This window comes from Cytobacillus sp. MT66, from assembly GCF_058792595.1.
Genome location: NZ_JBXAFB010000009.1, coordinates 18,695 through 40,654 on the forward strand (window position 1 = coordinate 18,695; position 21,960 = coordinate 40,654).

The window sequence follows — 21,960 nt, forward strand, 5'->3', positions numbered from 1 at the left end:
TATAATATAATGAAGAATGCATGACAATTAGAATAAGACTTTGCACTTATATTATTTATTTAGGCTTTGTCCATGTAAAACGCAAAAAATCGCCTTCATATAAAAGGCGACTTTTTCACTGAATTTATTTCGATATAGCTTTTTATGCGATAAAAATTAAATAAATTGCTCCAATTAATATAAATAAACCGCAAAGCACGAGTAATACCTTGGCCAGCTTTTCCATTCGAAATCTCTCCCTTATGACAGCCCAGCGCCAATTATATATGACAGGCCAATGGAAATAATCATAGAAATCAACCCAACAGCTTTATTATTATTTTCAATTTCTTTATCTATATTAAATTTCGGTGTAAGAAACTCAAAAATAAAATAACCAATTATTAATAGGAAAAAGCCAAAAACACCCCAGCTGATCATGGTCAGCAGGGAATCATTATGCAGAATAGAGTGTCTGAAGATGTTGGCTATGCCAAATATCTTTCCCCCGGTCGCCATAGCAACTGCTAAATTCCCGTTTTTGATTTCCTCCCAGTTGCGATATTTAGTGACCAACTCAAAAATGGCCAGAAACACCACCATACATAGGATGACAACACTATAATAACCCGCAGTCTGAACGAATTCATTTTCCCAAAAATTGTTCATCTTGTTTCTCCCCGCCCATTATTTGAACTCAACGACAGTCACGCCTAATCCGCCTTCACCCGCTTCGCCAAATCGGTATTTTTTTACCCTTCGATGATTCTTTAAAAATTCCTGAACGCCCTGTCTTAATGCTCCTGTACCCTTTCCATGAATAATTGAAACACGGGGGTAGCCTGCGAGCAAGGCATCATCTAAATATTTTTCCACGCGAAGCAAAGCATCCTCATACCTTTCGCCGCGAAGATCAAGCTCAAGGCTGACATGAAAGTCCTTGCCTTTTACCGTAGCAATTGGTTTTGTTTCTACAGGCTTTGGACTCTTAATAAATTCAAGATCTTTTTCTGCTGCTTTCATTTTTAATATGCCGATTTGCACAAGCCACTCATTATTCGATGTCTTTTCAATCAGATGGCCTTTTTGGTCAAAGCTAAGCACCTTAACCTCATCACCAGGCTGGAATGTTCGTTTTTCTTTTTTAACGCTTGAGCTTTTCGGCTTTTTAAATTTCGGCGCAGCTTCTTCTAATCGCTTTCGAGCCTCGATGAGTTCATGTTCTTTGACTTCAGCGGCTTTTTTAATCCGCATATTGCGAAGGTCACGAATAATTTTTTCTGCTTCTGCCTTTGCCCTCTCGATAATATCGGATGCTTGGTCTGCCGCTTTTTGCTGGAGCTCATCTTTGTATTCATAAAACTCCATCATTTGCTTTTGCATATCCTTATGAAGCATTTCTGCACTCTTTAAGAAGTCTTTAGCTTCCTCATGCTCAGCTTCAGCCTGTTTTTTGCTTTCTTCTAAAGAGGCAATCATATTCTCTACTTGATTACTGTCTGCACTAATGTAGGATTTAGCTGTATTGATCACGTCTTCATTTAAGCCCAATCTCCTGGAGATTTCAAATGCATTGCTTCGGCCTGGGACGCCAATCAGGAGCTTGTAGGTCGGGCTAAGTGTGTCGACATCAAATTCTACACTGGCATTTATGACTCCATCCCTATTATAGCCATAAGCTTTTAATTCTGGATAGTGAGTCGTTGCAATTGCCCTTGCTCCACGCTTATATACTTCATCCAAAATGGATATGGCCAGCGCTGCACCTTCCTGCGGATCCGTTCCAGCACCGAGCTCATCAAACAGGACCAGGCTGTTGTATTGCAGGTTTTTAAGAATATCAACAATATTGACCATATGGGAAGAGAAAGTACTTAAGCTTTGCTCAATCGATTGTTCGTCGCCAATATCCGCATAGACTGCATCGAAAACGGCTGTCTGCGATCCATCGAGAGCTGGGATCTGCATCCCGGCCTGGGCCATTAAAACACTTAAACCAACCGTTTTTAGTGTAACGGTTTTTCCGCCTGTGTTTGGCCCAGTTATGACAATGGTTGTATAGTCTTTGCCAAGGGCAATGTCATTGGCAACAACTGCATCCATAGGAATAAGCGGGTGCCGCGCTTTGAATAAAGCAATTCTGCCTTCATTATTTACTTCAGGCTTTGATCCTTTGATCTGCTTGCTATAGCGCGCTTTGGCAAACATGAAATCTATTTGGGCTAAGCTATCCACTATAATTGATAATTCTTCTGCATTCTCTGCTACTCTTGCAGAAAGCTCGATAAGAATCTTTTCGATTTCCTGCTTTTCTTTTACCCGCAGCTCCTGGAGCTCATTATTCAGAAGAACAATGGACTGCGGTTCAATAAATAACGTTTGGCCAGAGGCACTCTGATCGTGAATAATTCCCCCGTAATGTCCTTTATACTCCTGTTTAACCGGGATAACAAAACGGTCATTACGGATAGTTATAATCGCATCGGAGAGCATTTTTTGAGCATTCGATGAACGGATCATGCTTTCTAGTCTTTCTCTGACACGTGCTTCCTTTGTCCTCAGGCCGCTTCTGATCCCTCTAAGAGCCACACTTGCACTGTCGAGCACTTCACCATTATCATCGATAGCATTTTTAATCATCATTTCCAGATCTGCTAAAACGGCCATCTGATCTGCATAGCTTATTAAAATGGGGATTTCATCATGATCATTAGCAAAATCCTCAAGAAATCTTTTTATTTGTCTGCTGGCATGGATGGTGCTTGCTGTCTGGATCAATTCATGGGGGCTCAGCATTCCCCCGATAACTGAACGCTTCACATGCGGACGGATATCAAATATGCCGCCAAGGGGCACATTCCCCTTTATGCGCAGAACCTTTGCCGCTTCGTCTGTTTCTTCCTGCCACCTCACAACCTCATCAAAGTCTGTAGATGGAACCAGTTCTTCTGCTTTTCTTTTTCCTAAAGAAGAGGAAACATGCTCAAGAAGCTGTTCCCTGACCTTATGAAACTCAAGCACCTTCAGTATACGTTCCTGCATGAGGACAATCCCTCCAAATCTATTCACGTTTCATAACCTGCTGTCACTGGGTTTTACTTTATCCATTTAACGCACCGGGGGTCAGACCCCCGACACTTTAACGCGTTATCTTGTTGGGGGTCAGGCCCCCGGTGCTTTAAAGCGTTAACGGCGCAAAAATACCTTGAATTCTTCCAGGCCCATGGCATTGAGTACCGAGCTTCTTTTGATCCAGCCTTTTTTGGCTGTGGAAACTCCGATTTCCATGTTTTGCAGCTCAGCTATATGATGCGCATCGGTATTTATTGCAATGGTGACTCCAGCCTCTTGTGCCTTACGGATGTTTTGTGAATGAAGGTCAAGACGGTTTGGATTAGCATTCAGCTCTAAACAGGTATTTGTTTCTTTTGCTATTTCAATTAACATGTCCATATCTACCTCATAACCGTCCCTAATCCCAATCTTTCTTCCTGTCGGGTGGGCGATCATATCGACATGAGGGTTTTTTAAAGCGGTTATAAGACGCTCCATGATTTTTTTCTTTGGCTGCGAAAATGCGGAATGGATAGACGCGATGACAAAATCCATTTCTGCCAACAATTCATCATCATAATCCAATGTTCCATCAGGCAGAATATCCATCTCAACGCCGGAGAAGATGGTGAAATCATCAAAGAGCTCATTCACGCGGGCTATTTCTTCTTTTTGCTGAAGAAGGCGTTCAGGTGTTAACCCATTGGCTACCTTCAAATATTGTGAGTGATCTGTAATCACGATATATTTATATCCGCGCTGTCTGCAGGCTTCGGCCATTTCCTCAATGGAAAAACTTCCATCACTCCATGTTGTATGCATATGGAGATCGCCTTTAATATCCGCAAGCTCAATCAGCCCTAAATCAGCGGAGTATTCCTCCACTTCTTTGCCATCTTCGCGTATTTCGGGAGGAATGAGCGGCAATCCGAAATAAGAATAAAATTCCCCTTCAGAGGTAAACGTCTTAATATCTCCGGTTTCTGTATTTTCGACCCCATATTCGCTAATCTTTTCGCCGCGTTCCTTGGCCAGCTGTCTCATTCTTACATTATGTTCCTTCGAACCCGTGAAATGGTGCAAAGTTGTTGTAAATTCATGCGGTTTTACAAGGCGAAAATCAACCGATACATCATAGCTGTATTCGAGTGTTACAGATACCTTTGTGTCTCCAGCTGCAATAACTTCTTTGATTTTCGGCAGCTTTAGCAGACTTTCCTTTACCACTGAAGGATTTTCAGCAGATATAATAAAGTCTAAATCTTTGATTGTCTCCCTTACCCTTCTTAGGCTTCCTGCACGGGAAAATCGTACAATGCCTTCCATTTGCTCTAAAGCAGATTCTATCTCATTCGCAATTGGAAGCATATAGGCGATTGGCAGACGTTCCGGCCTTCCGCCAGCTCCTTCGAGTGCAGCAAGGATTTTTTCCTCCGACTTTTTTCCAAAGCCAGCAAGGCCCTGGACCTGATGATTCCGGCAGGCTTTTTCAAGGTCTGCTGCATTTTCGATTTTCAGTTCCTTGTATAGCTTAGCAATTTTTTTGCCTCCAAGGCCAGAAATCTGCAAGAGCGGGATTAGTCCTTTAGGCACCTCTTCTTTTAAATCATGCAAGACCGTCGAGCTGCCTTCTTTGATGTACTCTTCAATTACAGATGATGTACCTTTCCCAATACCAGGGATTGCCGTAAAATCTGATATCTCCTCAAGGCTCTGTTCTGCCATTTCAAGCGCTGCTGCTGCCTTTTTAAATGCCGCAACCTTAAATGTATTTTCACCCTTTAGCTCCATATAAATTGCAATCGTTTCCAATATCCGCACAACATCTTTTTTACGCACAGTCATCTTTGCACCTTCTTTTTTGAAAAAAACTTGTCATATATGTATTGTTTCCTTTAATTCCTTTATCAAATTCTGTTGAATAAAGTTAAAAAGAAAACTTCTCTGCTATTAGAGAAGTTAGGAAGCGGTATATTCAATCCACATCTCTTTAATTTGCTGCGAGAAAATTGGCGTGTTTTTAATAATGCCTTTTGCCAAAAACGAATCATTCACAGCTGACTGGATAAAATCTATTGGTACTAATGCAGCTATGTATAATAGAATAAAAATGATAAGATAGACTTCAACCAATCCTAAAATTCCGCCAGCCCAAACATTAAGCTGTTTGATAATCGGAAGGTTAGCTACAAAATCAAGCATGCTGCCGATTATTTGCAGAACGATTTTGACAGCAAAAAAAATCACGACAAAGGCTATGGCGCGATAGTAGGCATTTTCAAGATCTGGCTGATCAAATAGCATTTTCATAGACGCATCAGAGCCAAAGCTTGGGTAAGGAACCCATAAGGTTAGTTTCGGGGCAAGTTCACGATAATACATATTAGCAACAATAAAGGCAATAATGAAGCCGACTAAGTGGATAACTTGCAGAATAAAACCTCTTTTTAAACCAATAAAAAAACCAAACACCAATATTAATAAAATGACTAGGTCAAGCATGACTTATTCAGTCCTTTACTCTTTTTAATTCATTTTCAAGCAGTTCCAATTGATCTTTCATTTTAATATAATCATTAATCGCGTTAACTGCTGTCAGAACAGCCAGCTTGCTGCTGTCAAGATAGGGATTCTTCGAGCTGATCTCACGCATTTTCTCATCAACCATTGAGGCAACAAGCCGGATATGGCTTTGGCTTTCAGTGCCAATGATAACATACTGCTGTCCATAAATATCAACATTTATGCGGTTTTTCTTAGACTCGGACACCTTTTAAGCCTCCATTCTTACAGAATCCTAATCAATATCATAACATGAACATAAAAGTGTGGCTAGTTAGAAAAGCTTTAGGGCGCGCCTTGGCCAGCGCCAATCGCCAAATTATCTTTTAGGAGAGTGCAAAATGAGCAATGTGGTTCTAAAAAAGAAACTTGATGAAATCAATCAAATGAAAGTGTATTATAATGCATATCTGCTGGAAAAAAATCCGCCCGGAAGCATTTTTGCTGCAAAAACACCAAATTGCTCCATCACCGCTTATCAATCTGGAAAAGTATTATTTCAGGGCGGCGGCTGCCAAACAGAGGCAGGAAAATGGGGAAGCAGCGAGCCCACTAGCACCAGCAAGACACAAAAAAACACTGGAGCTTCGCACTTACCCGAAAACATTGGTTCCCTCTCCGTCATTGGGTCTGACGAGGTAGGCACAGGAGATTATTTTGGTCCGATTACGGTTGTCGCGGCCTATGTCAAGAAAGAGCAAATCCCCTTATTAAAGGAATTAGGTGTCAGGGACTCCAAGGATCTAAATGATGAAAAAATTATTCAGATTGCTAAACAAATTAAAGATATTGTTCCTTATAGTCTATTAACATTACATAATGAAAAGTACAATACCCTGCAGCAATCAGGTATGTCACAGGGAAAAATGAAAGCCCTATTGCACAATAAAGCCATTGGCCATCTGCTTAAGAAAATCTCTCCTGATCAGCCAGAAGCCATTTTAATTGATGAATTTGCAAAAGAAGACATCTACTTCAGGCATTTAAGTAAAGAACCAGTGATTCATCGAAAAAATGTTTATTTCAGCACAAAGGCTGAAGGAATTCATTTGGCCGTCGCTGCTGCCTCGATTCTGGCAAGATATGCGTTTGTCCAGCATTTTGAAAAATTAAGCAAAGCAGCAGGATTTCACTTAACAAAAGGGGCAGGAGCCAAAGTGGATGAAGCAGCGGCTAGACTGATTTCTGAAAAAGGAAAAGAAGCCCTGCCAGCTTTCGTCAAACTGCACTTCGCCAACACTCAAAAGGCCATCAAGCTTTTTGAAAAAAAGTACAAATAAAAAGACAGCGCCTCAAGATATCCCCTTGAGGCGCTGTTATTTTTTATCCCCTTAATACCGCACCAGCTTGTTCTTTTACAGCTGATAGTACTTTATCATGGGCCTTTACAACTTCTTCATCAGTTAGCGTGCGTTCCGGATCAAAGTATTTTAAAGAGAAGGCGATGGATTTCTTGCCTTGTTCCATTCTTTCTCCTTCGTATAAGTCGAATACGTGCACTTCTTTCAGTAATGCCCCGCCAGCACATTTAATGATTTGTTCAAGCTCGCCAGCAGCTGTGTTTTTGTCCACCACAAGGGCAATATCACGAGTGATCGATGGGAAGCGTGGAATGGCTTCATAATGTACCGGTGTAATCTCTGCCGCAAATAAGGCTTTCATGGATAGTTCGAAAACATAGGTTTCTTTTAAATCGTATTCTTTTTCAACATTTGGATGTGTCTGGCCAATAAATCCGATAAATTCGCCGTTCAAATAGGCATCTGCGGTTCTTCCAGGATGCAATCCTTCTCTCTTGGCCTGACGGTACTCGATTTTTTCCTCTAGACCAAGCTTTGCAAACAAACCTTCAAGAATGCCCTTAGCTACGAAGAAATCAACCGGCTTTTTCTCGCCCTGCCATGGATGGCTTTCCCATAGGCCAGTCAAAGCACCAGCAAGATGCTCCTTTTCCTCAGGCAGCTCATCTTTTCCATTTGCTAAGAAAACAGCACCTGTCTCATATACAGCAAGGCTGTCATTTTTACGTGCCGCATTGTATTTTAGTACTTCTAAAAGCTGCGGAACAATGCTTAAGCGCAGGATACTGCGGTCTTCACTCATAGGCATAGCCAATTGGACCGGCTCGCGCTTTTCAAGAGCAAATTGTTGGGCCCTTTCTTCATTTGTTAAAGAATAAGTAACAGCCTGGTACAGTCCCGCACCTTCTAAAAATCTTCTAACCATTCTGCGCTTACTTTGATAGGCTGTCAGACGGCCAGGTGTGGAAGATCCAATCGGAAGGGTAGAGTCAAGATGATCATATCCATATAATCTTCCGACTTCTTCAATTAAATCCTCTTCGATTGTAATATCTCCGCGACGGGTTGGTACGGTGACAATAATCGTGCCATTATCAACATTTGTTTCAAATTGCAGGCGGGCAAAAATGTCTTCGACCTGTTTCATATCTAAATCCGTGCCAAGCACACGGTTGATTTTTTCTAAAGTAACAGTTACAACAGCAGGTTCGACTGTTAAAGCATCTGCCTCAACAGAGCCTTCTAAAACTTCTCCTCCAGCAAGTTCCGCAAGCAATTGCACCGCTCTTTCGGCTGCTGCTCTTACACGGTTTGGATCGACGCCTTTTTCATAGCGTGAGCTTGCTTCGCTTCGTAAGCCATGATCCTTAGATGCCTTTCTGATGACAGGTCCTGTAAAATAGGCTGATTCCAGCAGAACGTTTGTTGTATCGTTTTGCACCTCTGAATTTGCTCCGCCCATAACCCCAGCAAGCGCAACAGGGGTTGTGCCATTCGTAATAACGAGATGGTCTTGCGTTAGCTCTCTTTTCGCATCATCAAGAGTAACAATAACTTCTCCGTCCTTTGCTCTGCGTACAAGGATTTCTTTTGATCCTAAGCGATCATAGTCAAAAGCATGTAATGGCTGGCCATATTCAAGAAGAATATAGTTAGTAATATCAACAACATTATTGTGCGGGCGAATTCCGGCAGCCATTAATCTTGCCTGCATCCAAAGCGGAGAAGGACCAATTTTTACATTTTTAATCACTTTTGCCACATATAATGGATTGTCTTCCTTTGCTTCTACCTTTACTTGAATGTAGTCAGATGCCTTTTCTGAAGAGGTATCTGTTTTAGGCTGTGGAAGCTTTACTTCCCTTCCTAATATAGCTGCCACTTCATAGGCAACACCAAGCATGCTTAAGCAATCGGCGCGATTTGGGGTCAAACCTAGTTCCAGTACCTGATCATCGCGGTTTAATTGTTCCAGCGCGTCAAGGCCCACTTGCGTTTCATTCGGGAAGACATAGATGCCTTCAGAATATTCTTTAGGAACAAGCTTGCCTTCATAGCCTAATTCCTGCAGGGAGCAGATCATTCCATTTGATTCTTCTCCACGAAGCTTCGAACGTTTAATTTTGAAGTTGCCAGGAAGAACCGCTCCTGCTTTTGCTACGGCAACCTTCTGTCCTTTATCGACATTTGGGGCGCCGCAAATGATTTGCACAGGATCGCCCTCTCCGATGTCAACAAGGCATTTATTCAATTTATCTGCATTTGGGTGCTTTTCTTTTTCAAGCACATGACCAATGACAACATTGCGGATTCCTTCGTTTAATACCTCAACACCTTCAACTTCAATACCGCTTTTTGTGATTTTTTCTGCCAGTTCTTCAGGAGTAATGCCAGAAAGATCAACATAATCCTGAAGCCATTTATATGAAACAAACATAGTTAAGCCTCCCTTTGCTTTGTTTATTCATGAACCGAAAATTGCTTTAAGAAACGAACATCATTTGTGTAAAAATGACGGATATCATCAATTCCATACTTTAGCATCGCGATCCGTTCAGGTCCCATTCCAAAGGCAAATCCAGTATATTTCTTAGAATCAAATCCAGCCATTTCAAGGACATTTGGATGGACCATGCCTGCACCAAGGATTTCTATCCAGCCAGTGCCTTTGCAAACGCTGCAGCCTTTGCCGGAACAGATCTTACAGGAAATGTCCATCTCAACAGACGGTTCAGTGAATGGGAAGAAGCTAGGACGCAGACGGATTTCTCTGTCTTCACCAAACATCTTCTTCGCAAATACCTGAAGTGTTCCTTTTAGATCTGTCAGGCGGATATTTTCATCGACCACTAAACCTTCAATTTGCATGAATTGATGTGAATGTGTCGCATCATCATTATCCCGGCGGTATACTTTACCAGGGCAAATAATTTTAACAGGTCCTTTTCCTTCATGCTTTTCCATTGTTCTAGCCTGAACAGGAGAAGTATGAGTACGAAGGAGAATTTCTTCAGTAATATAGAATGAATCCTGCATATCTCGGGCTGGATGGCCTTTGGGCAAATTTAATGCCTCAAAATTATAATAATCCTGTTCGACCTCAGGACCTTCAGCAACTGTATAGCCCATGCCGATAAATAAATCTTCAATTTCTTCGATGACACGTGTAAGCGGATGATGACTGCCTGATCTTACTGGACGGCCTGGCAGTGTAACATCAATCTTCTCAGAAGCAAGCTTTGCCTGAACAGCTGCGTTTTCAAGCTCCTGGTGCTTTTCTTCAATTTGGGCTGATATAGCGTCTCTTACTTCATTGGCAAGAGCCCCCATTTTTGGCCTCTCTTCGGCTGATAACTTGCCCATTCCTTTTAAAACTTCTGTGATAGGTCCTTTTTTGCCTAAGTATGAAACACGAATATCATTCAGTTCTTTTAAGTCAGACGCATGGCTGACTTTTTCCAGCGCTTCAGCTTGCAATTCTCTTAAACGTTGTTCCATGATAAAATCCTCCTTTTAAAAATTGTTTTAGACAAAATAAAAAACCTCTATCCCGAAAAAGGGACGAGGTTTACATTCGCGGTACCACCCTTATTAATACAAAAAAGCATAAAATAGCTTATGTATTCGCTTGATTGGATAACGGCACTGCCGGTACATCTTTACACTCAAAAGCGGAAACGGCTCGTTCAGACCCGACAAGCACAAGACAAGCCTCACAGAAAGGTGTTCTTTACCTTTCAGTGAGGATTGGCTTGTGACTCGAGGGGCTAGCCGTTGGAGCTGGATGTTAACCCTTTAGCTTTTAAATGGTCCCGATGCCAACTCTGGAGGTGAATTTTCGTTTGCAATCCCTTGAAAATGCTCTCAGTCTAAGGCATTTTCTCCCTGATAAGTTCTTTGCAAGCTACTTTTCTCCATCATTGTTTTTTGCATATAATTTTTGCTTTATTATAGTACATCATTTGTATTGTTTCAAACTCTTTTTAGAAAGTCAATGCCCATTTTTATCTAAGAGCATAGAGCAAAATCCCAGTTGCCACTGCTACATTTAACGATTCACTTTTTCCATAGATTGGAATATACAAATTAGCGGTAGTTTTTTCAAGGAGGGCTTTATTGACTCCGCTGCCTTCATTTCCTACAATAAGAGCAAATTTCCCGGAAGGCTGTATTTCTGTGTACACCTTGGCATTTTCTAAAGCAGTCCCGTAAACGGGGATGTTTTCACCCTGCACTTTTTCAATCCATTGAGTTAGTTCGCCTTTAAGAATTGGCAGATGAAAATGGCTGCCTTGGGCTGAGCGAAGAACCTTTTGGTTATAAATATCAACGCTTCCTTCTCCAACTACTACAGCATCAACCCCAGCAGAATCCGCGGTTCTAATCATTGTTCCTAAATTGCCTGGGTCCTGAACCGCATCAATGAACAGAAATTTAGTTCCTTCAACTTTCTCAATAGGTGGAGTGTATTTCTGGCAAACGGCTAATACTCCCTGAGGTGTTTCAGTATCCGATAAACTGGTGAAAATCTCATTTGTCACTTCTGTGACAGGAGTGTCCTTATAGTCAAAAACAGCAGGCAGATCAATGGTTTCATCCACAATGATTTCCAATATATGTCCTTCTGCGATTGCTTCTTGAACTAAATGAAAACCTTCGACTAAATACCTTCCTGTTTTATCCCGTTCCTTTTTCGTTTGCAGTTTTTTCCATTGTTTTACTTTTGGATTACTGGCAGAGTGAATATATTTCACACTCTCACTCCTTTTTCATTATGATCAATTTTCTTATTATAGCCCATTATGAATACATAATAAATCCAAAAGAAGAAAACATAATAGTGAATGTATTCTTTTTTAAGGAGGGCCTAAAATGGACTTAAATCTGCGAAATGCAATTATCCACAATGTTACCGGCAATTCCCAGGATGAGCTTCAGGAAACGATTGTTGATGCCATACAAAGCGGAGAAGAAAAAATGCTTCCTGGATTAGGCGTATTATTCGAAGTTATTTGGAAAAATTCCAATGACCAGGACAAACAGGAAATGCTGCAGACATTAGAAAGCGGATTAAAATAATTGAAACTTTGCAGGAGAAATCGCTAACCATGCGGTTTTTCCTTTTTTTATTTCCTAATTAGGACAAGCACCGTGTCAAGAATCCTTTTCCTTCATAAAGATATCAAGAAAAATAAAATGAAGGAAGGGATTCTATTGTTTGGTTTTTCTATGGTTCAAATGGTACGAGCCCATGCCGATAAACTCGAGCGTCCGCTTCGCGAGCAAATTTTAAACCTTTATAGACCATTTAAATGGACCCCGTGCTTTTTGCATAAGGCACTTGAAGAATCAATAAAGTTCAGGAAAAAGTTATCCGTTATTATTAAATTCGAAGAAGGCTGCTACGATACGGGCTGTCAGGAAGTTAACAATGTGATGGATCGCCATTTGGGAAATAAGGTTGTTCATTATTTTGACAGAGTTTCCTGCTGCAGCGCCAACATTACCCCAAGAGGTTTAGAGGATATGCTGTCCAGCTGCAGCCATGTAAAAAAAGTATATTTAAATAGAGAGATCAAGGCATTATTGGATGTAGCTGTTCCCTCAGCAAATGCAGATAATATTCAAATGAAAGGCGCTGGCAGGGAAAATGCAATGCTCACAGGTAAAGGAGTCAAAATTGCCATTATTGATACAGGGGTGCATCCCCATAAAGATCTAGCTATCTCTGATTTTGTTGATTTAGTTAATAATAGAACGGATCCATATGATGATAACGGCCATGGAACCCATTGTGCAGGGGATGCCGCTTCAAGATCCACGGTATATGCAGGACCTGCTCCAAACGCTGTAATTGCAGGCGTAAAGGTTTTAGACAAGCTTGGATCAGGTTCACTGCAAACCGTTATGCAAGGAGTCGAATGGTGTATCCAATACAATGAAAACAGCTCTGCCAATAAAATAGATATTATTAGCATGTCTCTTGGCAGTACCGCTCAGGACTTTGGCGAAGAAGACAAAGATCCGATGGTGGAAATTGTCGAAGCTGCGTGGAATGCAGGAATTGTTGTTTGTGTTGCTGCCGGCAATGAATGACCAGAAGGCAGAACAATTGCCAGCCCGGGAATCAGTGATCAAGTAATTACCGTAGGGGCCTTAGATGATAAGGATAGCGTTGAAACAAATGATGATGTTGTTGCCAGCTTCTCAAGCCGGGGACCAACAATTTACGGCCTTTCAAAGCCTGATATATTAGCACCGGGAGTCAATATTGTTTCTCTAAGAGCACCAAATTCATACTTGGACAAGCTCCAGAAGGCCAGCAGGGTAGATAATGATTACTTTGTCCTTTCAGGCACTTCAATGGCTACACCAATTTGTGCAGGCATTTGTGCCTTACTGGTTGAACAGGTAAAAGCGCAAAGCCGAGAAGTCAATCCGAATGACATAAAAAAATGGTTAAAATCTGGTACAGTATTATGGAATGATCCCGCAAAATACAGTCCATATATCTATGGGGCTGGCTATGTTCATGCGAGAAACTCTATATCCCTTATTCCTCCCAATTAATTTCCGCACCTTTCTTTCAAATTTAAAAAATCCCTATAGATAGACAGCAAAAAAGCGGCCGAGGCCGCTTTTTTAATTGTATGTGATTTTATCAACTGTTTCTTTATCAAGGCGTTTGATAACTTCGGTAATTAATTTAACTGCATTTTCATAATCGTCCCTGTGCAGCATGGCTGCATGTGAGTGAATGTAGCGGGTAGCGATTGTAATTGAAAGCGCAGGAACTCCCTGATGAGTCAGGTGAATGGAACCAGAATCTGTACCTCCGCGCGGGATGGCATCGAATTGATAAGGAATATTCAATTCATCGGCCGTATTTGTCACAAGATCACGCAATCCCTTGTGGGAAACCATTGTGGCATCGTAGAGAATAATTTGCGGACCTTTACCCATTTTGCTCATTGACTCTTTTTCGCTGATTCCAGGAGTATCTCCTGCAATGCCAACGTCAACACCAAAAGCGATATCCGGCTCTATTTTTTGCGCAGACGTACGGGCACCGCGAAGTCCGACTTCTTCCTGAACGGTTCCCACACCATAAACGATATTCGGATGTTCTGATTCTTTAAGATTCCTTAGCACATCAATAGCAATGGCACAGCCAATTCGGTTATCCCAAGCTTTGGCCAGAAGCATCTTTTCATTATTCATCACCGTGAACTCGAAATGGGGAACAACCATATCCCCAGGATTTACTCCCCATTCAAGTGCCTCCTCGCGGCTTGTGGCACCAATATCAATAAACATATCAGTAATTTCTACCGGTTTTTTTCTTGCCTCTGGAGAAAGAATATGCGGCGGTTTAGAACCAATAACACCAGTGATTTCTCCTTTGCTTGTTACAATGGTTACACGCTGGGCAAGCATCACCTGCGACCACCAGCCGCCGACTGTTTGAAAACGCAGGAATCCTTTGTCATCAATTTTTGTTATCATAAATCCAACTTCATCAAGATGGCCGGCAACCATAATTTTTGGACCGCCTTCTAGACCAGTTTTTTTGGCAATTAAACTGCCAAGTCCATCAGTTGTCACTTCATCAGCGTAGGGGGCAATATATTTGGTCATAACCTCGCGCACTTGCCGTTCATTGCCTGGAATCCCTTTAGCATCTGTTAACTCTTTAAGCATGGTTAAGGTTTCATCTAATTTTTTCATATGACTAGCTCCCTTAGTATGTATTCTACTTTATTATATGAAATTAGGATTGTTTTATCTAATTTTACATTGACATTCTATCAATTGATGGCCTCATAACGCCCAAAATATATTCCTTTCCGGTATAAAGCTTGCCATCACCGTCTTTATACATTAGATGCTCCTCGCTAAATTCCGCTGGAGATGATAATCCTGCTGCTGCGGCAAGATTAAACAGCCCCTCTCTTGATGAAATAACATAGTTGCAGACACGATACATTTTCTCCTCTACCACTAAAGCTTTTTCCCGATTTGGGTCTGTCGTTGCCACTCCAACTGGACAAGTATTTGTATGACAGGTTTGGGCCATGATGCATCCTACGGAAATCATAAATGCACGGGCTGTATTAATAAGATCAGCTCCGAGACATAATGCATAAGCCATTTTATCCGGAGTAATTAATTTTCCGGATGCGATAATCTTTACCCGTTCCCTCGCCTGATAGTTCTTTAATGTCTCATTCACGATAGGGAGCGCTGTATAAAGCGGCAATCCAGGCCCATCGGCAAGCTCCTGATAGGTTGCTCCCGTTCCGCCTTCTCCGCCGTCAACGGTAATAAAATCAGGGAAAATATTTTCTTCTGACATAACTTGAATAAATTGCTCCACTTCAGCTTTGCTTCCAACAACCATCTTTATTCCTACAGGTTTTCCGCCAATTTTCCGCAATTTCTTTATAAATTGAAGCAAACCGTGTATATCATCAAATTGCCTGAATCGATTGGGGCTGTCAATCGTCGTCCACGGTTTGACGTTTCTGATTTCTGCAATCTCTGGAGTAACCTTTTCTGCCTCCACATGTCCGCCGCGGATTTTCGCTCCCTGGCCAAGCTTTATCTCAAAGGCTTTCACCTGTTCAAGATCTGCTTTGGCCTTAAATTGCTCCCAAGAAAATTCTCCTTCTGGTGTCCGAAACCCAAAAAGACCTGGACCGATTTGTGCGATTAAATCTGCATCTCCCTGCTGATGGTAAGAGGAGAGCCCGCCTTCCCCAGTATTCATCCATGTACCGCCAGCTAATGACAGGCCTTTGGCAAGAGCTGTAATGGCATTTTTGCCAAGCGAGCCATAGCTCATCGCTGACTGTCCAAGTAGCCCTTTAACAAAGAAAGGCTTGGCACAGGTGTCTGCTCCAATAACCACATGATCCGCCCTGGACAGATAAAAAGGATCCACTTCTCTGGCAACGGAGTGCTCCTTTCTGCTCATTAGCCCTTCTTCATCAATTTTATAAAGCCTCGTACGAATCTTTGGCAGCTGGTCAACCCTCAGCTCATCAGCCTGTTTGGGAAACAAGGTATTTCTAATGTAGAAGCCTGGCTCGGCAAAATCCCTTTCTGAGCCGAAAGAAATAATTCTTTGTTTATACTTCGCCGATATGACAACACTCTCATATTGGTTTCGTGAAAATGGTTTTCCTTCATTATTACTTAAAAATAAATATTGCCTCAGTTCAGGGCCAATTTTCTCCGTAATGTAGCGGATTCTTCCAAGGACAGGATAATTTCTTAATACAGCATGCTTCTTTTGCCGTGCATCCCGATGCTTAATCCAAAAAAACAGCCCCAGCGGCACAAGAAAGACAGCGCTGATTAAAGCAAACGTTCCTACTGCCAATATTTCTGTCCAGTTCATTTCCCCGCCCCCTCAAAGTTACCTGATCACTATCTATAACTATGACGGGGCTTTGCATTTGATGAAAACAAGGGACGGTTCTTTGCGTTTCCTTAAAAGAAAACATTAGAACCGTCCCTGGTGTTTCAATAGCCTTGTTCTTGGCGTTTATAGTTCACATCGTTTTTTTCCATATACGCCTTTTCAATATCTTCAGCACTAAACCCTAATTGCTGCCCCAAGTCTAAATAGGTCTGAAACAATAGCTGATAGTCTTTTTGTGCTCTGCTGGCTCTAAACCTGCTAATTTGTTCAAACACTGCTAAAAACTGCCCGCTGATTGATTCTTGAACAGGCACATCTGCCGAAAAATCCGCCTCCTGATCGAAACCAAGCTCCAGGCCAAGAGATAAAATAAAATGGATTCCATCAACAAATTCTTCTAAAATTACGTTTCTCGGTGATGGGGATTTTAAGCTCCAAAACTTAAAGCATCTTGTTTCATTAGCCAATTCACCTAACTCAACAAGAAGCGCCAGCACCTTTCGGTCAAATAAATCCTCGTTTTGCAATTGATGATTGGATTGAATATGCTCGTCCAACCCTTTTTGCATGGCAAATAGCTTTTGGAAATTCATTGGGCACCATCCTGTCTTTTTTTAAAAAAATTCTTCTAAAAAAATTATAACAAAATGAAAAAAAGATGAAACTTTTTCTAGTGTTATTCGTAGTGAAAGATAAATCAATCTTGGAGGGGCTTGCTAATGATGTGGCTAATACGCTTGGTGCTTTTTGCAATCATCATATTTCTCATCTACTCAGTTATCAAATATTTGCTGAACCCAAAGCGCAAACTCGAACTTGCCCATGAACAAAAACGCTATTATTATTTAGATGACCCAAATAATGTAAGGAAAAACTTCCTAATTACGTATAAAGGGGCATTATTCGAAGGGGAAAAATATTTAGGCACCACTGACAATGCCTTTGAGATCATCTCTATATTTATCTGGCCAAAAAACGTCGCTTCCTTAAAAGGCATGGTTCGCGAGGATTTTCAGTTTATTGAAAGAAAAATATTTGAGAATTATCCCAATGCAAAAATTGATTGGAAAAGTCCAATAAAGGAATTCATGGAGAAAAGCAAATCACCTGAAACACCATTTAGCTGAATAAAGTTAAAAGGGTCAGTCCCCAGGCATGTAAATCCTCTGCCGGGAGACTGACCCTTTAATTATTGTATGCCCTAAAAAACTCTCTCCATTTAATAACCGTCACTTTTTCCCTCAGAATAAAAACTAAAATGGTTAAGGAAACTAAGATTAATAGTATCATTGCTGGGGTAAATCTGCTGATGTATTCACCAAATACGGTATAGAAAACTGCTAATGGCAAATTCGTCAGCCAAGAACTCTTAATATATTGATGAATGTTTTTATCCCTTTCCATTAGACAAAAACTCAATAAATAGTAATGGATAAAAGGGATTAGCCTTAATACAGCAACCTGGCCAACGGTTAGATTGCGGTATTCACCAAACCAGCGCTTTTTTAGTTTAGACAGCTTACTGTGGGTTTTCGGCATTTTGCTGATTAAAAAGTAAAATAGCAGACTGCTAAGCATTAACCCAATGATTGAAAATATGCTGCCGAAGAGACTGCCAAACAAAATACCTCCTGCCATACACACAACTGGAACTGGAATAAACAAAACCTGTCTAAAAATATGAAATAGAATAAAAGCAATAGGAGCTAAAATACCGGCAGATTCGGACAATATCAACAGAAACGACAAATCTTGCATATGAACCTCATCACCTCTTTAGCTGCTTCCTGCTGTCTCTTAAAAGCTTATGGAGGATTTTTACCGTTATGACAAAATCGCAACGATATAAAGAATAAGACCTAGTTCAGCCAAACCTAATACAGGCAGGCCAACCTTAAATTGGAGATGCTTTGTTTTATGACGAAATTGGTTCATGCCCAATGTCATCCCGGCTGCCCCGCCAAAAATAGCTGTCAGCCAAAGCGTTTTTTCACTGATTCTATAGTGGTGGTTTCTTGCTCTTTCCTTATCTATTTTCATTAATATAAAGCCAGCCAAATTCATTAATATATAGCAAAGTATGAGGATTAGCATAATAAACTCCTTTTAACAGCAAAAAGCCATTCCATCAATCAGGAATGGCTTTTTATTATCGATTATTATTTACCAAGGTTTTGCTTGGCAACTGCAGCTAATTCTGCGAATGCTTTTTCGTCAGCAATAGCAAGCTCTGCAAGCATCTTGCGGTTTACTTCTACACCAGCAAGCTTTAAACCATGCATTAAACGGCTGTAAGAAAGACCATTCATACGAGCTGCTGCGTTAATACGAGTAACCCATAGCTTACGGAAGTCGCGCTTCTTCTGGCGACGATCACGATAAGCATATAATAATGATTTCATTACTTGTTGGTTAGCTGTTCTGTATAATGTATGTTTTGAACCGAAATAACCTTTGGCTAATTTTAAAACTTTTTTACGACGTCTGCGAGTAACTGTACCGCCTTTTACACGTGGCATTTAATTTCCCTCCTAAATTTCGGATATTACTTCATGTTAACTAGTAAGTTGCGGATGCGCTTGAAATCACCTGCAGAAACGATAGATCCCTTACGAAGTTTACGTTTCTGTTTTGTAGATTTATTTGCAAATAAGTGGCTTCTATAAGCATGTGAACGCTTTAGTTTACCAGAACCTGTTCTTTTGAAACGCTTAGCAGCGCCACGGTGAGTTTTCATTTTTGGCATTTGGAATTCCTCCTCTTACTTTTCAATTTTAGGTGCTAAGACCATGAACATGCTTCGGCCGTCCATTTTTGGGTGTGATTCCACAATGGCTACTTCATTACAAGCTTGGGCAAAGCGTATCAATACACGCTGGCCGATTTCCTTATGTGTAATGGCACGTCCTTTGAAACGGATAGATGCCTTTACTTTATCGCCTTTTTCAAGGAATTTAACAGCATTGCGAAGTTTTGTATTAAAATCATGTTCCTCAATTGTAGGACTCAAGCGAACCTCTTTAATATTAATGACCTTTTGGTTTTTGCGAGCTTCACGGTCTTTCTTCTGCTGCTCAAATTTGAACTTCCCGTAGTCCATGATACGAGCAACAGGAGGCTTCGCATTAGGTGCTACAAGAACAAGATCAAGATTGACGCGTGTTGCAATTTCTAACGCTTCATTTTTTGATTTGATCCCTAATTGATCGCCATTTTGGTCAATAAGACGAACTTCGCGGGCGCGAATACCCTCGTTTAACAACATATCTTTGCTAATAGTTAGCCACCTCCAAGGTTTTATCGAACACAATGTTTAGGATCAAGAGTGACCCGTAAAGAGCATTTTTTAAATATAAAAAAGTGCGGATGAATTCACCCGCACTTTACGTACCATAAGTAAGAAATGCTCACGTAAAACCTGCCAACAGCTAATGCGTCAATCAGGTGAGAAGCGGGTGCTCCTTCTTTTCCTCAACAGTATTCATTTACCCTAGATAGTCTAACATAAACTAGCAAGTATGTCAAACAAGTCTATTTTGTAACAACGAAGAAAATTGTAACATACGGACCAAAAAATATGCAAGCATTATTTTAAAAGTTTACCCTTTTAAACTTTGCCGTTGATTTTTCGCTCGGGCGCTTCGCTTTACAGTTTCACTTCTTCATTCAATCCAGCGATGAATTGATCAAAAGCAACTGTTTCTGAGCTTTGTTCGCCGTATTTACGAACATTAACGGCATTTTCAGCCACTTCTTTGTCACCGACAACAAGCATGTATGGGATTTTTTGCATTTGGGCTTCACGGATTTTATAGCCAATTTTTTCATTGCGGCTATCAAGCTCAACACGGAATCCTTCTTCCTGAAGCTTTTCTTGCACTTGTTTTGCATACTCATTATGGATTTCAGGAGAAACTGGAATCACTTGAACCTGAACTGGCGCCAGCCACGTTGGGAATGCTCCTTTGTATTCTTCGATTAAGAAGGCAACAAAGCGTTCCATTGTTGACACCACCCCGCGGTGAATAACAACAGGACGGTGCGGCTTACCATCTTCGCCAACATATGTTAAATCAAAACGTTCAGGCAACAAGAAATCAAGCTGAACAGTTGAAAGTGTTTCGTCCTTGCCAAGAGCTGTTTTAACCTGAACATCCAATTTTGGTCCGTAGAAAGCTGCTTCGCCTTCAGCCTCATAATAATCAAGCCCTAAATCATCCATCGCTTCTTTCAGCATGGATTGAGCTTTTTCCCACATAGCATCATCATCAAAATATTTTTCCTTATCTGCAGGGTCGCGATAAGAAAGACGGAAGGAATATTCATCCAAATCAAAGTCCTTATATACCGCTAAAATTAAATTAACCACACGCTTAAATTCATCCTTAATTTGGTCAGGGCGGACAAAAATATGGGCATCATTAAGTGTCATTCCACGGACACGCTGAAGTCCTGAAAGTGCCCCAGACATTTCATAGCGGTGCATAGTACCAAGCTCAGCAATGCGGATTGGCAGCTCACGGTAGCTATGAATGGCATTTTTATACACCATCATATGATGCGGACAGTTCATCGGACGAAGGACAAGCTGCTCGTTTTCCATTTCCATTACAGGGAACATGTCTTCATGATAGTGATCCCAGTGACCGGAAGTTTTATATAGATCAACGCTCCCCATGATTGGTGTGTATACGTGACTATAGCCTAAGCGTTCTTCCTTATCAACGATATAGCGTTCAATAATACGGCGGATGGTTGCACCTTTTGGCAGCCATAGCGGAAGCCCTTGTCCCACCAATTGATTGCTTGTAAATAAGCTTAGCTCTTTGCCAATTTTACGGTGGTCGCGTTCTTTTGCCTCTTCAAGCAGACGAAGATGCTCGTCTAGATCCTCTTTCTTGAAGAAAGCTGTACCGTAGATCCGCTGAAGCATTTTATTGTCGCTGTTTCCGCGCCAGTATGCACCCGCAATGCTTAAAAGCTTAAATTCTTTCAGCTTTCCAGTTGAAGGTACGTGAACGCCGCGGCATAGATCAAAGAAATCGCCCTGCTCATAAATAGTGACTGTTTCATTTGCAGGAATGGCTTCAATAAGCTCTAGCTTATACTCGTCACCAATTTCCTTATATAATTGAACAGCCTCGTCACGGCTTACTTCTTTGCGGACAATCTCTATATTTTCATTGATGATTTTTTTCATTTCTTTTTCAATAAGCGGAAGATCTTCAGGTGTTAATGATTCCTCAAGATCGATATCATAGTAAAATCCGCCTTCAATGACAGGACCTACGCCAAGTTTGACGTTTTTATATAAACGCTTGATGGCTTGAGCCATCAGGTGGGCTGAGCTGTGGCGCAGCACCTCTAACGCTTCTTTTCGATCTGGTGTGATGATTTCTATTGCTCCGTCTTCTTCGATGGGACGGCGCAGATCATACATTTGGCCGTTTAGTTTGCCGGCGATTGCTTTTTTCTTTAATCCAGGGCTAATTGAAGCTGCGATGTCTTCTGTTGTTGTTCCCTTAGGAAACTCCTTTACAGCACCATCTGGAAACGAAACTTTGATAACCTCTGACATTGTTTTTCCTCCTTTAAAAATATGCCGTTGATTTCCGCTCCAGGCACTTCGCGGACCTT

20 protein-coding genes, 1 pseudogene and 2 other annotated features are annotated in these 21,960 nt (G+C 41.2%); of the genes and pseudogenes, 4 read left to right on the forward strand and 17 right to left on the reverse strand.

What is annotated here, in order from left to right; all coding sequences use genetic code 11:
• Positions 1-240 precede the first annotated feature (240 nt).
• From AC1Q59_RS16285 to zapA, 5 genes are all read right to left on the reverse strand, one after another.
• The gene (locus AC1Q59_RS16285) at positions 241-648 is read right to left on the reverse strand and encodes a DUF350 domain-containing protein (RefSeq protein WP_492366905.1); all 408 of its coding nucleotides are present in this window, start codon (positions 646-648) and stop codon (positions 241-243) included.
• An 18-nt stretch (positions 649-666) separates the two neighbouring features.
• Entirely contained in the window at positions 667-3,021 is a 2,355-nt protein-coding gene (locus AC1Q59_RS16290; protein WP_492367079.1) for an endonuclease MutS2, read from the reverse strand.
• A gap of 144 nt (positions 3,022-3,165) precedes the next feature.
• Entirely contained in the window at positions 3,166-4,878 is a 1,713-nt protein-coding gene (polX, locus tag AC1Q59_RS16295) for a DNA polymerase/3'-5' exonuclease PolX (protein WP_492366906.1), read from the reverse strand.
• 114 nt (positions 4,879-4,992) lie between these two features.
• Positions 4,993-5,535, reverse strand: coding sequence for a CvpA family protein (locus tag AC1Q59_RS16300; protein WP_492366907.1), 543 nt, complete (start codon positions 5,533-5,535; stop codon positions 4,993-4,995).
• A gap of 7 nt (positions 5,536-5,542) precedes the next feature.
• Positions 5,543-5,803 (reverse strand): cell division protein ZapA, encoded by a 261-nt coding sequence (gene zapA, locus AC1Q59_RS16305; protein WP_492366908.1) that lies wholly within the window; start codon positions 5,801-5,803, stop codon positions 5,543-5,545.
• Between the two features lie 133 nt (positions 5,804-5,936).
• Here zapA and rnhC point away from each other — a divergent pair, with 133 nt between their 5' ends.
• Positions 5,937-6,875, forward strand: coding sequence for a ribonuclease HIII (rnhC, locus tag AC1Q59_RS16310; protein WP_492366909.1), 939 nt, complete (start codon positions 5,937-5,939; stop codon positions 6,873-6,875).
• Positions 6,876-6,918: 43 nt separating this feature from the next.
• Here rnhC and pheT read toward each other — a convergent pair whose 3' ends face one another.
• From pheT to AC1Q59_RS16325, 3 genes are all read right to left on the reverse strand, one after another.
• The gene (gene pheT / locus AC1Q59_RS16315) at positions 6,919-9,333 is read right to left on the reverse strand and encodes a phenylalanine--tRNA ligase subunit beta (protein ID WP_492366910.1); all 2,415 of its coding nucleotides are present in this window, start codon (positions 9,331-9,333) and stop codon (positions 6,919-6,921) included.
• Positions 9,334-9,356: 23 nt separating this feature from the next.
• The gene (gene pheS / locus AC1Q59_RS16320) at positions 9,357-10,394 is read right to left on the reverse strand and encodes a phenylalanine--tRNA ligase subunit alpha (protein ID WP_492366911.1); all 1,038 of its coding nucleotides are present in this window, start codon (positions 10,392-10,394) and stop codon (positions 9,357-9,359) included.
• A 56-nt stretch (positions 10,395-10,450) separates the two neighbouring features.
• Positions 10,451-10,826: a binding site (T-box leader), on the reverse strand.
• A gap of 74 nt (positions 10,827-10,900) precedes the next feature.
• A complete protein-coding gene (locus tag AC1Q59_RS16325) occupies positions 10,901-11,650 on the reverse strand; it encodes a TrmH family RNA methyltransferase (protein ID WP_492366912.1) in 750 nt (249 codons plus the stop codon).
• A 118-nt stretch (positions 11,651-11,768) separates the two neighbouring features.
• On the opposite strand from AC1Q59_RS16325, the gene sspI reads away from it, so the two are divergent.
• Both sspI and AC1Q59_RS16335 read left to right on the forward strand, forming a co-directional pair.
• Positions 11,769-11,975 (forward strand): small acid-soluble spore protein SspI, encoded by a 207-nt coding sequence (gene sspI, locus AC1Q59_RS16330; protein WP_492366913.1) that lies wholly within the window; start codon positions 11,769-11,771, stop codon positions 11,973-11,975.
• 135 nt (positions 11,976-12,110) lie between these two features.
• A pseudogene (locus tag AC1Q59_RS16335) lies at positions 12,111-13,466 on the forward strand (S8 family peptidase).
• A 72-nt stretch (positions 13,467-13,538) separates the two neighbouring features.
• Here the strand turns inward: AC1Q59_RS16335 and AC1Q59_RS16340 are convergent.
• The 3 genes from AC1Q59_RS16340 to AC1Q59_RS16350 form a co-directional block, all read right to left on the reverse strand.
• On the reverse strand, positions 13,539-14,624 hold the full coding sequence (locus tag AC1Q59_RS16340) for a M42 family metallopeptidase (protein ID WP_492366914.1): 1,086 nt from the start codon (positions 14,622-14,624) through the stop codon (positions 13,539-13,541).
• Positions 14,625-14,688: 64 nt separating this feature from the next.
• Positions 14,689-16,299 carry an FMN-binding glutamate synthase family protein gene (locus AC1Q59_RS16345; protein ID WP_492366915.1) on the reverse strand — a complete coding sequence of 537 codons (1,611 nt, stop codon included), beginning with the start codon at positions 16,297-16,299 and terminating at the stop codon, positions 14,689-14,691.
• A 125-nt stretch (positions 16,300-16,424) separates the two neighbouring features.
• On the reverse strand, positions 16,425-16,916 hold the full coding sequence (locus AC1Q59_RS16350; protein ID WP_492366916.1) for a dUTP diphosphatase: 492 nt from the start codon (positions 16,914-16,916) through the stop codon (positions 16,425-16,427).
• Positions 16,917-17,042: 126 nt separating this feature from the next.
• On the opposite strand from AC1Q59_RS16350, the gene AC1Q59_RS16355 reads away from it, so the two are divergent.
• Positions 17,043-17,450, forward strand: coding sequence for a sigma-w pathway protein ysdB (locus tag AC1Q59_RS16355; protein WP_492366917.1), 408 nt, complete (start codon positions 17,043-17,045; stop codon positions 17,448-17,450).
• A gap of 58 nt (positions 17,451-17,508) precedes the next feature.
• Here the strand turns inward: AC1Q59_RS16355 and AC1Q59_RS16360 are convergent, their stop codons facing one another.
• From AC1Q59_RS16360 to thrS, 6 genes are all read right to left on the reverse strand, one after another.
• The gene (locus tag AC1Q59_RS16360) at positions 17,509-18,081 is read right to left on the reverse strand and encodes a TVP38/TMEM64 family protein (RefSeq protein WP_492366918.1); all 573 of its coding nucleotides are present in this window, start codon (positions 18,079-18,081) and stop codon (positions 17,509-17,511) included.
• A 66-nt stretch (positions 18,082-18,147) separates the two neighbouring features.
• Complete coding sequence (locus AC1Q59_RS16365; protein ID WP_492366919.1) at positions 18,148-18,417, reverse strand: DUF1294 domain-containing protein; 270 nt, start codon at positions 18,415-18,417, stop codon at positions 18,148-18,150.
• 65 nt (positions 18,418-18,482) lie between these two features.
• Positions 18,483-18,842, reverse strand: coding sequence for a 50S ribosomal protein L20 (gene rplT / locus AC1Q59_RS16370; protein ID WP_492366920.1), 360 nt, complete (start codon positions 18,840-18,842; stop codon positions 18,483-18,485).
• A gap of 26 nt (positions 18,843-18,868) precedes the next feature.
• Positions 18,869-19,069: a 50S ribosomal protein L35 gene (gene rpmI, locus AC1Q59_RS16375; RefSeq protein ID WP_492366921.1), complete on the reverse strand. Its 201-nt coding sequence runs from the start codon at positions 19,067-19,069 to the stop codon at positions 18,869-18,871.
• 15 nt (positions 19,070-19,084) lie between these two features.
• The gene (gene infC / locus AC1Q59_RS16380; RefSeq protein WP_492366922.1) at positions 19,085-19,588 is read right to left on the reverse strand and encodes a translation initiation factor IF-3; all 504 of its coding nucleotides are present in this window, start codon (positions 19,586-19,588) and stop codon (positions 19,085-19,087) included.
• A gap of 83 nt (positions 19,589-19,671) precedes the next feature.
• Positions 19,672-19,796, reverse strand: a sequence feature (ribosomal protein L20 leader region).
• 173 nt (positions 19,797-19,969) lie between these two features.
• Positions 19,970-21,901: a threonine--tRNA ligase gene (gene thrS / locus AC1Q59_RS16385; RefSeq protein ID WP_492366923.1), complete on the reverse strand. Its 1,932-nt coding sequence runs from the start codon at positions 21,899-21,901 to the stop codon at positions 19,970-19,972.
• Positions 21,902-21,960 lie beyond the last annotated feature (59 nt).

Excerpts from the sequence above, each read along its gene's own strand:
- sspI (WP_492366913.1), top strand. The coding sequence starts at position 11,769 with ATGGACTTAAATCTGCGAAATGCAATTATCCACAATGTTACCGGCAAT.
- AC1Q59_RS16365 (WP_492366919.1), bottom strand. The coding sequence starts at position 18,417 with ATGCTAATCCTCATACTTTGCTATATATTAATGAATTTGGCTGGCTTT.
- AC1Q59_RS16360 (WP_492366918.1), bottom strand. The coding sequence starts at position 18,081 with ATGCAAGATTTGTCGTTTCTGTTGATATTGTCCGAATCTGCCGGTATT.
- AC1Q59_RS16300 (WP_492366907.1), bottom strand. The coding sequence starts at position 5,535 with ATGCTTGACCTAGTCATTTTATTAATATTGGTGTTTGGTTTTTTTATT.
- thrS (WP_492366923.1), bottom strand. The coding sequence starts at position 21,901 with ATGTCAGAGGTTATCAAAGTTTCGTTTCCAGATGGTGCTGTAAAGGAG.
- rplT (WP_492366920.1), bottom strand. The coding sequence starts at position 18,842 with ATGCCACGTGTAAAAGGCGGTACAGTTACTCGCAGACGTCGTAAAAAA.
- pheT (WP_492366910.1), bottom strand. The coding sequence starts at position 9,333 with ATGTTTGTTTCATATAAATGGCTTCAGGATTATGTTGATCTTTCTGGC.
- AC1Q59_RS16285 (WP_492366905.1), bottom strand. The coding sequence starts at position 648 with ATGAACAATTTTTGGGAAAATGAATTCGTTCAGACTGCGGGTTATTAT.
- AC1Q59_RS16290 (WP_492367079.1), bottom strand. The coding sequence starts at position 3,021 with ATGCAGGAACGTATACTGAAGGTGCTTGAGTTTCATAAGGTCAGGGAA.
- pheS (WP_492366911.1), bottom strand. The coding sequence starts at position 10,394 with ATGGAACAACGTTTAAGAGAATTGCAAGCTGAAGCGCTGGAAAAAGTC.
- rnhC (WP_492366909.1), top strand. The coding sequence starts at position 5,937 with ATGAGCAATGTGGTTCTAAAAAAGAAACTTGATGAAATCAATCAAATG.
- polX (WP_492366906.1), bottom strand. The coding sequence starts at position 4,878 with ATGACTGTGCGTAAAAAAGATGTTGTGCGGATATTGGAAACGATTGCA.
- infC (WP_492366922.1), bottom strand. The coding sequence starts at position 19,588 with ATGTTGTTAAACGAGGGTATTCGCGCCCGCGAAGTTCGTCTTATTGAC.
- AC1Q59_RS16345 (WP_492366915.1), bottom strand. The coding sequence starts at position 16,299 with ATGAACTGGACAGAAATATTGGCAGTAGGAACGTTTGCTTTAATCAGC.
- AC1Q59_RS16350 (WP_492366916.1), bottom strand. The coding sequence starts at position 16,916 with ATGAATTTCCAAAAGCTATTTGCCATGCAAAAAGGGTTGGACGAGCAT.
- rpmI (WP_492366921.1), bottom strand. The coding sequence starts at position 19,069 with ATGCCAAAAATGAAAACTCACCGTGGCGCTGCTAAGCGTTTCAAAAGA.
- AC1Q59_RS16340 (WP_492366914.1), bottom strand. The coding sequence starts at position 14,624 with ATGAAAAAATTAGATGAAACCTTAACCATGCTTAAAGAGTTAACAGAT.
- AC1Q59_RS16355 (WP_492366917.1), top strand. The coding sequence starts at position 17,043 with ATGATGTGGCTAATACGCTTGGTGCTTTTTGCAATCATCATATTTCTC.